Origin of the sequence: Pseudoalteromonas sp. OANN1, assembly GCF_024124685.1 — a bacterium.
In the GTDB taxonomy this organism is placed as follows: Bacteria; Pseudomonadota; Gammaproteobacteria; order Enterobacterales; family Alteromonadaceae; genus Pseudoalteromonas; species Pseudoalteromonas piscicida.
Map to the genome: position 1 here is coordinate 92,343 of NZ_JAMXSE010000012.1, position 15,080 is coordinate 107,422.

2 protein-coding genes (1 of these 2 only partly in view) are annotated in these 15,080 nt (G+C 47.7%); both read left to right on the forward strand.

Annotated features, from left to right (window positions below; genetic code table 11):
- Positions 1 to 9,924: a non-ribosomal peptide synthetase/type I polyketide synthase gene (locus NH462_RS12000; protein WP_253105798.1), complete on the forward strand. Its 9,924-nt coding sequence runs from the start codon at positions 1 to 3 to the stop codon at positions 9,922 to 9,924.
- Positions 9,924 to 15,080 carry the 5' portion of a non-ribosomal peptide synthetase gene (locus tag NH462_RS12005; RefSeq protein ID WP_253105799.1) on the forward strand. The gene runs 4,671 nt beyond the window's last position, so 5,157 of the gene's 9,828 nt are visible here — the first part of the coding sequence; the start codon lies at positions 9,924 to 9,926; the stop codon falls past the right edge of the window. Before NH462_RS12000 ends, NH462_RS12005 begins: the two co-directional genes overlap by 1 nt.

Consider the following 15,080-nt stretch of genomic DNA (forward strand, 5'->3'; position numbering starts at 1 on the left):
ATGAATACAAATATTGTTACTATACTCGCGGGTTTAGCGCGTACTCGATCTCAAGATATTGCCTATCAGTATTTTTACGATGAGGCATTACCAAGTAAAACCATTTCCTACCAAGAGCTGCATGAGCGTGCAGCCTCTATTGCTGAGACATTGAGTGAATATTTTGAACCGGGTGACAGAGCATTATTACTGTACAACTCTGGATTTGAATTTATTGAAGCCTTTTTTGCTTGTTTATACGCAGAGATTATTGCAGTACCGGTCTATCCACCTAAAAAGAATCAAAATGTTGATCGTCTGCGCGCCATCATCGAAGACGCAGGTGCCAAAGGTGCGCTTACCAGTGAAAAGATCAATGAAATCGCCAAGCCATTGCTTGATTCTGAGCCAAGTCTAGCGCAGTTAGCACTATTTACTACCGATAACATTGCACTTAAATCGACGACTCAACAGTGGCCTCGTGCACAGATCCGTGGTGAGCAATTGGCATTTTTGCAATATACCTCAGGCTCGACGGGCACACCTAAAGGCGTAATGGTAACCCACGACAATATTCTTGATAATCAGGCGCTAATGAAAGAAGCGTTTGGTCACGATAGCAACTCTTCGATTGTAAGTTGGTTGCCTCATTTCCATGATATGGGACTGATTTTTGGCATTATGCACCCAATCTACATTGGTGCGACAGCGGCGCTGATGAATCCGGCTTATTTCCTGCAAAAACCGCTACGTTGGCTAAAACTGCTTTCACAAACCAAAGCATTGACGTCAAGCGCGCCAAACTTTGCCTATGACCTGTGTGTGGACACCGTCAAAGATGAAGATCTTAAAGACTTAGATTTGTCCCATTGGCGCTCAGCATTAAATGGCGCAGAACCAGTGCGTGCCAGCACGTTAGAGCGCTTTTATCAAAAGTTTAAAGTGTGTGGCTTACAAAGAGAAAGTATCGCACCTTGTTACGGCATGGCAGAAACCACCTTATTTGCAACAGGTGGACGTCTTCTAGAAAAGCCAAGGATATTACGTATTGATGCGACCAAGTTACAGCAGGGTAAAGCCGAACAAGTCGCAGATGAAGATACAGTAGATGCGTTTTATGCGTTAGATGTGGCTGATGAACAGCAGCCTTATTACGCAGTATCTTCTGGCGTGAGTTGGGGCGAGCATAGTATTGCGATTGTTAACCCAGAGTCTTTTGAAGCCTGCAATAATGGTGAAACCGGAGAAATTTGGGTAACTGGACCAAGTGTAGCAAAGGGATATTGGAATAACCCAGAAGCAACTAAGGCTACGTTTCATGCCAGAATTAAAGGTGCTGACGAGCGGGCTTATCTGCGTACTGGTGATTTAGGCTTTATCCTGCGTGGGGAATTATTCGTTACAGGACGCGCCAAAGACGTGCTTATCTTCCGCGGTAAAAACTACTACCCGCAAGATATAGAACTTACGATTACAGAAGCAAGCGATAGCTTAGAGCAAAATGGCGGTGCGGCGTTTTCGGTAGCTTCCAATGGCGATGAAGAACGTTTGGTGATTGTGCAGCAAGTTAAGCGTACCGCGCTTAGAAAGTTAGATACTGAGAAGGTATTGCAGCAGATCACCGCTGCGATCGTTGAGCACCACGGCATTACGCCTTATGACATCGTATTGATAAAGCCTGGTCGCATTCATAAAACATCGAGCGGTAAAATTCAGCGCCAGGAGAATAAACGCAGTTATTTAACCGATAATTTTGAAGTAATTGCGCGTGCCCGTGAAGAAGCTACGCCACAACAAGCTGAGGTGTCATCATCCTCATCGTCACTACAGCAAATTCAGCGGTTATTACAAGAGTTAGTCGCACAAGAAATAGATAAGCCCGCGCGTAGTTTGGATATCGACGCGCCATTCTTGGCATTAGGTGTGGATTCGATGAAAGCGGTGCGGATCTCAGGGGAGTTAATGGAAGTACACGAGCTAGATCTTGAGCCTACGGTACTTTACGAATATCCCTCAATTCGCGAACTAGCCCAGTACTTAAGTCAGTTTAGTACGCTTACTCAAGCTCTAGGACAGACAGAGCTTAACGAGTCGAAAGGTACTGAGCAAGCGAATAAGACGCAAGCCTCTCGCCGAACTGCACATATTGCGGATACAGATATTGCCGTGATTGGCATGGCCTGTCGTTATCCTTCAGCAAATGGGCTTGAGGCATTTTGGCAGTTGTTAAGCCAGCAGGGCGATGGCATCACCACGCCAGATCCTAAGCGCCAGCAGCTTTGCCCTAACCTTGAAGCCGACCGTCTCGGTGGTTATCTAGAGAATGTCGATGAGTTTGACGCTGCATTATTCGGCATCTCGCCACTCGAAGCTAAGCATATCGACCCACAGCATAGGTTATTGCTCCAAACGACTTATCACGCCATACAGCATGCTGGTTACCAACCCGCCACGCTCGCAGGTAGCGATATTGGCGTGTATGTTGGTATATCGCAAAATGACTACTTTTTATTGTCGCAACAACAGCAAAAAAGTACCGCGTATTTAGGCACGGGTACAGCGCTGAGCATTGCTGCAAACCGCATTTCTTATAGCTTTAATTTTACCGGCCCAAGTGTGGCAATTGATACGGCGTGCTCGTCATCGCTGGTGGCACTTCATCATGCAATTCAAGCACTAAGAAATGGGGAAACGAACGCGGCATTGGTGGCGGGCGTTAATCTTATTCTGAGCGATGATGTGACTAAGGCCTGTGAAAACGCACAAATGTTGGCAGCAGACGGCCATTGCAAAACTTTTTCACAGGCAGCGGATGGCTATGTGCGAAGTGAAGGCGTTGGGGTGGTGATGCTAAAGCCGCTACAACAAGCCATGGCAGACAACGACCCGATTGTTGGTGTACTCAAAGGCAGCGCAATTAATCAAGACGGCCGCAGCAATGGTATTACTGCGCCAAATAGTGCCGCGCAACAGGCAGTGATCAATGCAGCCCTTGGTAATGCCAAGATGCAGGCGGGAGATATCCACTATGTGGAAACCCATGGCACGGGTACGGAGCTTGGCGATCCTATCGAGATCACTGGGTTAAACCGCACGTATGGAGAACACCATAGTCGTCATAATCCGGTTATTCTCGGTGCGGTAAAAGCGAATATTGGCCACCTTGAGTCCGGCGCGGGTATTGCTGGACTTATCAAAACGCTACTGTGTTTACAGCATGGGCAAATTCCTGCGCAGCGTTATAGTGAGGTGTTAAATCCGCATATTCCATGGCAAAAACTTCCGTTTATGGTGCCGCAAAGCATGCAGACATGGCCTGTACAACAGGGGGGAATAAGAGCCGCTGGATTAAGCTCTTTTGGTTTTGGTGGTACTAATGCACATGTGATCTGCGCACAGGCTCCAGCGCCTAAACCCGACACACAAGCTGAAGTAACACCGCCTTCGTTTTATCTATTGCCTCTCGCTGCTAAATCGAAAGCTGCATTGCAGCATCTTGCTGGTCACTATAGTGAACGATTGTCGAGTCTGACTCCTCAAGCGTTTGATGACTTTTGTGCACAAAATGCCGAGCAAGTGCCGCTTAAGGGGGTGCATAAAACGTTTAGTGGTGTGAGTAGAGAAACACTTATTTCGCAACTGAATACTTCTATTATTGCCGAACCGTCCTCGGTAAATGCTGCGCCAGAAGTTGTGTTTTTGTTCACCGGACAAGGTTCGCAATACCCCTTGATGGCTCACTCTTTATATCAACACCATGAAGTGTTTCGTAGCCAGTTAGATGACATTGACAGTTTGGTTGGCGAGCGCTTTGGTGCACGCCTGTTGGATGTGTTATTCGATGAAAAGTATAGTGAACTACTGGCGCAAACGCGTTGGACGCAAGTGAGCTTGTTTGCCGTTGAGTACAGTGTGGCAAAATTATTGATGCATTATGGGGTGAAGCCATCCCAGCTGCTCAGTCATAGCGTTGGTGAATATGCGGCTGCTTGTATTGCTGGCGTGTTTTCGCTTCGTGATGGCGTTGAGTTGATAGCGGCGCGTGGTCAACTAATGCATGCATTACCGATAAAAGGCAGCATGATCGCCGCAAGATGTGATGAAATAACAGCACGCAATTGCTTGAGTGAGTATCAAGGGCAAGTGGTGATCTCAGCCTTCCATGGTGAGGCTGGGGTAGTATTCTCCGGTGCTGATGAAGCAATCACAGCCCTCAGTGACGTACTTGCAGTACAGCAAATTAAAGTAAAAGCGCTGCATACGGCAAACGCTTTCCACTCTCCATTGATGACTCCCATGTTAGACGCCTTTAGGGAAGTCGCTGAGCAGGTGAGATTTCAACAGCCTCGGCTGCCTTTTGTTTCATCCATGACAGGACATGTAGAGAGCGCACGTATCGCAACAGCTGAATATTGGGTTGAGCAAATTATGGCACCGGTTCGCTTTGTTGACTGTGTAACTGCTCTGGAGTCACTAGAGCATGGCTTAGCGATTGAGCTTGGTCCCAAACCTATTTTGAGTGGCTTACTGCAAGAAAACAGTAATGACAAAGCGCTCAATTATGCCCATGTATTGCACCCCAAAGGCGATGATAGCATGAAGTTCGCCGAGTGTTTAGGCACATACCTCGATTTAGGCGGGGCGCTCGAATGGCAACAGGTGTATGGCAATCGCCCGAGCGCTAGAGTGAGTTTGCCGCAATATCCATTTGATTGCAGCTCATACTGGATCTTTGGTACTGAACAATCACAGTCCGAAGCACAGACAGTGGTAGAAGCGAGTGACCGTGATGCACAAATTCGCAGCTTTGTGCTCAATACCCTTGCGGGACTCTTGTCGATGCCCGCTGATGCTATCCAAACTAACCTTCCGTTGTTAGAAATGGGGGTTGATTCGTTGATGATCATGCAGGCCGTTAGAGTATACGAGCGGGAATTCGGTTTAGAGTTTAGTGTTCGTCAATTTTATCAAGAGCTCAGCGATGTCGATAAATTAGTAGCCTATATTCAAAGCCATAGTGACTATCTCAAAGCGTCGCAAAGTCCTCAACAAGCTGGCAGTTTGCCATCACCTGTATCGGGCACGACTGATACGCCAAAAGGTAGTGCAGTAGAGGCTGACAATCAGACGCTGGTCGCTATCTATCAGGCACAATTGCAGGCGGCAAGTACAGTGACCAACGCTGAAGCGAGAGCTGCGTTAGAAGCTGTGGTGGGGCAGCAGTTACGCCATATACAAGGCGTGAAAGTTGAAAGTAGTGCAGTCACTACGACAGCAACTGTGGTATCAAAACCCAAGCCAAGCAGAACGCAATCAGTATTACCAGGCGCACAGCAAAAACAAGTGCAGCGTGCCAATAGCAGCCCGGCTATACGCCAACACCTTGCTGCATTGAGTGACTCTTACATTGCGAAAACGCACAGTTCAAAAACGCTAGTGAGCGAATATCGCGCACGCCTTGCGGATTGCCGAGCATCAGCAGGTTTTAGACTATCGAGCAAAGAGTTACTTTATCCGGTGTTTTCTAAGCGCTGTGAAGGCGCATATATTTGGGATATCGATGATAATCGCTATATTGATATCACCATGGATTTTGGTACTAACTTATTTGGTCATAATCCTGATTTTATCAAAGCTGCGCTGGCACAACAGCTTGAGGCGGGTATGCAACTGGGGCTTGCAAGTCCTGATGCGCCCGAGGTCGCCGCACTTATCTGTGAGTTGACTGGGCTTGAGCGGGCATCGTTTTGTAACTCAGGTACAGAGGCGGTCATGACGGCGCTACGCTTGGCAAGAACAGTGACCAAGCGCGATAAAATTGTTCAGTTCTCAGGTGCGTACCATGGTCACTATGATGGTACTTTAGCAACTGAGTCGCCAGAGCAAGGCGTTGAGGCAATGTGCGCTGGAGTGCGCTACGGCGCAATCTCCGATAATCTTGTTTTACCTTATGGTGATGATGAAGCACTAGAGGTTATTACCCAAGAGGCGCAACATATTGCTGCGGTGATTGTTGAGCCGGTACAAAGCCGTCACCCTGAAAATCAACCTTGGGCGTTTTTACGTAAACTACGTACGCTCACTGAAGCGCATGGTATTGCCCTCATTTTTGACGAAATGATCACCGGCTTTAGAGCACATCCCGGTGGTGTTCAAGGTTTGTTAGGGGTTAAGGCCGATATGGCAACCTATGGCAAAATCGTCGGTGGTGGTATGCCTATCGGTGTGGTCGCGGGGGCCGCTACCTACCTCGATGCCATTGACGGCGGCAATTGGCAATACGGAGATGATTCCTACCCCTTGACCGATACCACCTTCTTTGCTGGGACTTTCTGCAAACATCCAATGACCATGGCAAGTGCCAAAGCAGTGTTGCAAGCTATTCAGTCGCAAGGTCCAGCGTTACAACAAGGGATCAACGACAAAACCGCGGCATTTAAAGCACATCTCAATGCGTTTTTTGAAACCCATGACGTACCCATTCGAATAGAAGCGTTTGCCTCATTATTCCGTTTTCGCTTTTCGCAAAATCTTGATGTGTTCTTTTATGAAATGCTAGAGCGCGGTGTGTTTATCTGGGAAGGACGTAACTGCTTTTTCAGCGCCGCCCATACAGATGAAGACATTGCAGCGGTGATAAACGCAGTTGAAGCCAGTGTACTTAGCTTAAAACGTGCGGGCTACTTTGGTGAAACGAGTCAAAGTGATGACGATGCTGCATTTCCACTTAGCCATAGCCAGCAGCAGCTATTAGCGATGGCGTTGACCTCAAGCGATGGAGCGAGTGCATATCAACTACAAGCGATACTAAAGCTCTCCGGCAAGCTCGATTTACCGCGGCTGCAACAAGCCGTTACCGCGGTCTGCCGCGACTTCCCAATCTTGCGTTTTGGTGTCGATAGTGACCGCTTAATGCAATATTGCCGAGTGGAAAAAGCCGAGTTGCATGTTGAGCCATGGAGTGAGGACGACCAAGTAACATTGCAAACGCGGTTATCCGCGCTGCGTTATCAACCATTTGACTTTGCAAAAGACCCACTTTGTAGAGTGACGCTGTTGAGTGATGGCAAAGCGCAGCACTATCTAAGTGTTGTGGCCCATCATGTGATCTGCGATGGGCTTTCACTACAGATGGTGCTGGCAGCAATCGCTGAGCGCTACAATCAGGATGCAAAACAAAATGAGGTGGCAAGCCGAGCTGTCTCCTTTAGTCACTACGTTGATAGCTTGCAGGCATATTCGCATTCACCGGAAGCCGCAAAAAACCAAGCTTTTTGGCACCAGTGCTTAGCGAGTTCAACACCACTTGAGCTGCCAAAATCAACGACGGTGAGCGTGGCTTCATACCAAGTTAATCAGCTCACATTACCCATTTCTTTGAGTGCAATCCGAAACACTGAGAGCCTTGCTCAGTCTTTACGCTGTGGGCAATTTGCGACAATGCTTGCACTTTATTGCTTGTGGCTACACAAGTTAAGCGGCCAGACTGTGATAAGTGTAGGAGTGCCGGTATCGGATAGGCAACGACTGGCATCGCAGTTTGAGCCTGAGTTACTCGACCAAGCGTTACTGGGCTATTGCACCAATATCTTGCCCATTGTGGTTGATATAGCTGGCCTTAGCACTATCGGTGAGCTGGTACAGCGGGTGCAAAATACTTTACTTGATGCCTTTGATCACCAAACTCATCCGTATGCAAGCCTTGCCGATGATCAGCTAATTCTACCTAGCACTATGTTTAATCTAGATAAAGTCACCACTTTGCCGAGTTTTAATGGGCTAGAAGTTGAGGTACAGCCAAGTGTAGCTAAATTTGGCCAATTTGAACTGACGACAAATATGACCTGTGTTGCAGGACAGTGGTCACTGTTAGTGGAATATCACACAGCGCAATTTGATACTGAGTTAATGACCCAGTACGTGGCTAAGTTCGTCCATTTGCTGTCGCAGGTTCAAGGCAACACACCTATGGGGGCTCAAAATGAGTTGATACAAAGTAGTGATGATATCCACAGGTTAGTTGAGTTACCACTAGAGCAAGAGAAGTCGGTTAAGGTCGCGACGAGTTTCATTGAAACTTGGCAGCACAATGTATCGTGCCGCAGCAAGCGTACGGCACTGGTAACGGATGATGTGAGTCTCAGTTATGAAGCGCTTGATGCGCGTGTTAACCAGCTGGCTCACTACTTGATGAAGCAGCAGGTAACGCCCAATAGTATCGTGGCGGTGGCATTACCACGCAGGGCGGAGCTGTTGATAGCACTGATGGCGGTGATGAAAGCTGGAGCGGCATTTTTACCACTCGATCTCACCTTTCCTGACGAGCGCATCGCGCATATTTTGCATGATGCCAAAGTGAGTGTTGTGCTGTGTGATGCCAGCAGTGCAGAGTCTGCGTTATTCAATCATGGTCGTTTCAAACGAGTCTGTATGGATAGCGATGCTGAAGACATTGCTAACAGTGCAGTTCGCAGCCCAAGCTTGCTAATTCAAGCTCAGCAGCGTGCTTACGTGATTTATACCTCTGGTTCCACGGGGTTACCCAAGGGCGTTGAAGTTAATCACGGGGCATTTGTTAATCTGCTTGCATCTATGAGTCGTGAGCCGGGGTTGGTGGCAGATGACCGCTTATTGGCCATCACCACAGTGGCGTTTGATATTGCCTTGCTTGAGTTGTTTGGGCCATTACTCGTTGGTGCGTCGGTGGTGCTGGCAAGTGATGAAAGTATTAGCGATCCTGCTGTGCTCGGCGCGCTTATTGAACAGCAGCAGATCACGGTGATGCAGGCAACGCCAACGCTATGGCAATTAGTGTTAAATGCGGCGCCAGCATGCACTTCTGGCATAAAAGTATGGAGTGGCGGTGAGCCTTTACCTCAGGCACTGGCTGCGCAGTTATTTAGTCACAGCAAAGCGGTTTATAACTTATACGGGCCAACCGAAACCACGATTTGGTCGGCGGTGGCACATATCGACAATGCCGCAGAGATAACCATTGGTAAAGCGATACAAAATACCAGCTTATTTGTGCTCCCAACCGAGTGTCATGGTGAAGGGTTGCCTTTACCCTATGGCGTATGGGGCGAGTTATACATTGGTGGTAGTGGTGTTGCTATGGGTTATTTACATCAAGCGGAGCTGACCAAGCAGCGCTTTATCAATCATCAATTTACCGCTTCCATTAGCCGCCGTTTATACAAGACGGGAGATAAAGCGAGGCGTTTAGCTGATGGCCGTTTTGAAGTAAAAGGACGCTTAGATAATCAAATTAAACTCCATGGTCATCGTATAGAGCTTGGCGACATTAGCCATCACTTGGGGCGGATACTCAATACTAGTGAAGTCGATGTTTGCGTACAAACGTTAGAAACTGGCCCATGTCTGTGTGGTTATATGATTGATGATGGTGAGCTATCAACCGAGTGGTCTTCGCCTCGGCTGCGCCAAGCGCTCGGTGAATGGTTACCAAGTTACATGGTGCCTGAGCATTTTGTTTGGTTAAGTCAATGGCCGATGACACCAAATGGTAAGCGCGACCGAAAAGCACTACCAATGCCTGCTGCTGAGCAAGTATCAGAAATATGCACGTTGGCTCCTCGCACTGAAACAGAAAAACAGCTACATCAACATTATATAGCGCTTCTCCCTGTTGAGCAGCTGGGCGTCACAGCACGTTTTGTGGATAGCGGCGGCAATTCGGTGATTGGTATGCAGTTGGTATCGAGACTCAACCGAGCTTTCAATATTAAATTGACCATTGGCGACATTTTTGAGCACGCCTGTATTGCAGAGCTTGCTGAGTGTATAGAAGCGCTAAAACAAGCTCATGATGCTATTTCGGTTGAGACGCAAACTCCAAACGTAGAGAAAGTCAGTGATATTGTAAGCGATCGCGATTTGAGTGCTGCGCTAAGTGATAAATCTATGACAGAGATGGACTTGTAATGATGGAAAACTTTGCAATAAAACAATGGTTAGATGAGCTTGACCGTCAACAGATTTATGTTTATTTACAGCAGGATAAATTAAAACTTAGAACACCGCATGGGCAGGTGCCTGAGGGTATTCTGGATAAGATAAAGGCGCACAAAGCTGCGCTTATCACCTACCTTCAAGGACAGCAAAAGCAATCTGCTGCGCTCTCGGCAGCACAGCAAAGAATGTGGTTTATTGATAAATATGAAGGGGGCACTGCGGCGTACAACATGGCTGGGCTAGTTAAGTTATCGCAGCCATTTTCAGTCACGGACATTGAACAAGCGTTGAGCCGCTTGATAGCTAAATACGATATTTTGAGAGCACGATTTATCACGGTTGAAGGGAAGGTCGTGCAGCAAATTGAACCTGCTGAGGCGATGAAAATTGCTGTGATGACCGTGGATGAAGAAGTGCTACCCAATCAACTACCAGAGTCGATTAAACAGGCTGTGCGATATCAGTTTGATCTTGCCAACGAGTCGCTGCTGCAAGTGACGGCTTTAGTGAGTAACTCTCACACTGTTTGCCGCTGGTTACTCGTTAACATGCATCATATTATTAGTGATGGCTGGAGCGTGACTGTATTTATCAACGCACTGCTGTATGAGCTATCGGAGGCGTGTGTTGAGCTTCCCGATTTACAGTATGTTGACTATGTGCACTGGGAGCAACAATTAAGGCAATCCCCAGACTATCAACAACAATTGGCTTATTGGACTGAGCAGTTAGAGGCATTTACACCGTTTGAATTGCCCACCAGCTATCCAAGAAAAAAAGAAAAGCAGTACCAAGGTGGCACGGTTCGTTGTGCGTTTAATACGGAGCAAATACAACAATTAGATGAAGCCTGCCACCGCGATGGCGTAACACACTTTACCGCCTTGCTGGGCGTGTTTTACATCTTGCTTTATCGCTACAGTGAGCAAGCCGATATTACCTTAGGGGTGCCGGTTGCAAATCGTCAGCAAAGCGAGTTTGAAGCTATGCTTGGCTGCTTTATTAATACTTTGCCACTGCGTATGCAGATAAACGGTCATCACTCCATGAGTGAGGTGATTAAGGCGCTGCAATACAAAGTATTGCAAGGGCTTAGTAATCAAAACGCTGCCGTGGAAGACATCATTGAAGCGCTGGAGCTACCTAAATCCGCTGCGCATTCCGCCTTGTTCCAAGTGTTATTTAACTACAATGGCGTAGCAAGTAATAAGGTGTCGGTAAATAACCAATTAGAAGCCGAGTTAATTGCCCTAGATAATGGCACTGCGAAATTTGACTTAACCCTATCTGTTGATGATACAGATGATGGCCTTGTGTGTGACTTTGTTTACGCAACAGGGCTTTATGATCGTGCGCTTATTCAGCAATTTGCCGATGATTATTTGGCACTCGTCCAGTGCTATTGTGCTAAAGAGGCGCTGCCAATTGACTACTTGGTGCTCAAATCAACGAGCGTACTGACAACGGCGGCGGGTATCAATCACAACATCAACCAGCCGATGCTTGTGCCGCAAGCAATCAGAGATATAGCGCAAACCCAAGGCGAGGCGATTGCAGTGGTTGTGCCAAGCAGCAATGGCGAAGCATCGCGGACCCTAACGTATCAGCAGCTACAATCTCAAAGCCTACAAATTGCCAACAACTTAGATGTTCCAGCGTCAATCATTGCGCTGATAACAACGGGTGATATGAGTGATATTGTCACTATGCTTGGCGTAATGCAAAGTGGTCGCGCGTATCTACCTATTGATGGCAATATGCCCACTGCCAGAGCGCTACAAATGCTAGCGCAAGCTGAGTGTAATACGGTGGTGGTAAGTGTCGAAACGCCACTTTGCCAAGCGCTACGAGAAGCTGACATCAGAGCGTTTACATATAGTGAGCTGAGCCAAAACAAAGGAGCGCCGCAGCAAACTTATTCACCAAGTTTTGATGATAGCGCGTATGTGTTGTTTACTTCTGGTTCTACTGGTGTGCCCAAAGGGGTTGAGATCAGCCATGGCGCGCTGAGTCACTATTGCAGCAGCATCGCGGCGAGATTGAGTTACAACCAAGATACGCGAGCGGGCGTGGTCACAGGACTTGCCACGGATTTATGCTTAACGGCTGTGTATCCGGTGCTTACTCATGGCGGTACTGTGGTACTCACCCTTGCAAACCAAGCGCCAGAACCGACTGAAATCGCAGCCAAGTTAGTGGCTGAGCAAGTTAACTTGATAAAATTAACTCCTTCTTTTGCCGCGGTGCTGTTGCCTCAATTTGCAGAGCGAAAGCCCGCTATTTCGCAGTGGGTGTTAGGTGGAGAAGCATTAGGTGAGCAGCTTGTTGATAGCATTCGCGCGCTGACGCCAGCAGCGCGTATTTTCAACCATTATGGTCCGACGGAGGCTTGTGTTGGAGTAGTTTGTCATGAAGTGACAGACAGCAGGCTAACCGGCCACAGTTATCCGATCGGTGCGCCTTTGGCACATGTCACCACCTGCGTACTCAACAAACAGGGGAAGCCAACACCCGCTGGCATGCCTGGAGAGCTCTATATTGGCGGGCCGAGCCTCGCCAAAGGATATATAAATGCGCCTTCAGAGACTGCAGCTCAGTTTACAAGTAGCTTGCAACATAGTGCCCAATGCGCCCGTTTTTACCGCAGTGGTGATAGCGTTAGGCTGAATGTGAGCGGCGAGCTTGAATTTCTCGGTCGAATTGACAAACAAGCGAAAATTCGCGGTTACCGCGTTGATCTCAATGAAATAGAAGCTGCACTGTTAGCGCTTGATGAGGTATCTCAGGCAGCAGTCGTGGTGCGCAAGCTCGGCAAGCAAGATGCTTTGGTTGCTTTTGTGGTAAGTGGTGGTGGCAGCCAGTGCGCCGCAACCAATCTGCGCGAGGTGATCCGCCAAGGCTTGAAGCGTCGCTTGCCCGAGCCGATGATCCCAAGTTGGATAGAGCTTTGCCAGCACTTACCCACCTTGAGTAATGGCAAGATAGACCGCCAACAATTACAGTCTTTGGCATTAACTTCTCAAAGCCAAAGTAGTGAGGCGACAAGTGCGTTGCAGCGACAGTTAATCACACTCTATCAAACCTTAACGGGCGCACCAGAAGTGGGGCTGCACGATAGCTTTTTCAGCATCGGTGGTCACTCTTTATTGGCAATGCAATTACTCAATGAACTAAGAGCCCAGCTCTCGGTGGAGGTGAGCTTAAAGCAACTGTTTGCCAATCCTAGCGTATTTGAACTAAGCGAGATGTTGGCTAACGCTCAGTCTCAATCTTCATTACCAAGTCTACAACCTGCGCCATCACAGCCTAGTTATCCTTTGTCATTTGCACAGCGGCGCTTGTGGTTTGTTGATCAACTGCAAGGGCACAGCAACCAGTATAACCTACAGGGTATATTCCAATTGCAAGGCAAGCTGAATACCAAGGCCTTAGAGCACGCCTTTATTGCTGTGATTAAGCAACATCCAGTCTTGGCGTTTAATTATCATCAAAATGAGCAAGGAGAACCGCAGCAAAGCATTAACCTTGATGCTCGATTTACCCTGGTTAAGCACGACTGGACAGATAAATCTGCTGAGCAACAAGCACATGCGTTAGAGCAAGCTATCGCAGAAGATTACGCAACCAGCTTCGATTTAAGCCATGATTTAATGCTGCGCGCCAGTCTTTATCAACAAGAGGCGATGCAGGCTACGCTAGTGATCACCTTACATCATATCGCTGCCGATGGTTGGTCTATTGCGTGTTTGAGTGAGGCGTTAGGACTGGCTTACAAAGCTGCGCTCAGCAGCGAAACCTTACCGCTACAAGAGGTGCATTACGTTGATTATGTAATGTGGCAACAGCAGCTGGAACAGGGGTCGCTATGGCAACAGGAACTAGACTATTGGCGTATGCAATTACAAGGTCTGCCCAAAGTTCATGAATTACCGCTTGATTACCACAGAGAAGCGAAAATTTCACCTCGCGGCGCCTTAGTGATTGAGTCCATACCTGCGTCGCTGGTCAGTGCGCTTCGAGCGTATCAAACTCGCTCAGGACAAACCTTATTTGTGTTACTGCAAACGCTATTTTCATTGTGGTTAAGCCGCTTTTCTCAACAGCGCGATGTGGTTGTTGGTACGCCGGTATCAGGACGTCACCTCAAAGCATTTGAAAGTATGATTGGTAATTTTATCAATACCTTAGTGCTTAGAAGCGAATGGAGTGAAGACACCAGTTTTACCCAAGCGCTACAGCAAACCCAAGGCTTACTCAATGACGCGTTGCAATATCAACATATTCCCTTCGATGTGTTAGTGGATGAGCTAGACATTGAACGCTCAAGCGCCCAGCATCCGCTGCATCAAATCGTGTTTCGGGTAAATAATCAGGTAAATGAAAACCTTACGCTAGCGCAACTGGAAGTGACGCCCTGCCAAAGTAAAGTACGCGGTGCCAAACTAGATTTAGAAGTCGCAGTGATAGACGAGGGGGATGTACTCACCGTTGAATGGCTTTATGACAGCAATTTGTGGCAAGAAGCGAGTATAGTTAGTTTCCATCAGCAGTTTTGTTATGTGTTATCGCAGTGTCTTGCAGAGCCAAATACTCTGTTGTCAGCATTGTCATTGTGGCCCGCTGAGCAGCAGTTAGCGCTATTAAAACAGCAGCAAAGTGTTACGGTAGAAGTGACAGAGCAACAGCCATGGGTGACTCAGTTTAGTCAGGCGGCTCTTCAGACTCCACTACAGACTGCGGTGCGTATGGGAGAGTTCACTTGTAGTTATCTCACCTTAGAAAAATGCGCGAACCAACTTGCTAATAGCTTATTAGAAATGGCATTTGCCGAGCAAAGTCGCATTGCTATTTTACTGCCGTCTTCGAGTTACATGGTGGCCGCGGTGCTGGCAATATTAAAAGCGCGCCATACCTATGTGCCCATTCATCATGACACGCCAACCGATACCTTAGCCTATATCATGGATGATGCAGACATCGTATTGACGCTGGCGCTAAGTGAAGATGCCGAGCGCTTGATTGAAGCCGGTAGTGACTTTTTGTTGCTTGATGATTTGTTCGAAGCCGAAGGGAACTTTGCGTTTTACGATACCAGTTTGTTGGTAGATGAAGACGCATCTGCATTT

Bases quoted from the DNA above. Each gene is read 5' to 3' on its own strand.
- NH462_RS12000 (WP_253105798.1), top strand. From the start codon at position 1: ATGAATACAAATATTGTTACTATACTCGCGGGTTTAGCGCGTACTCGA.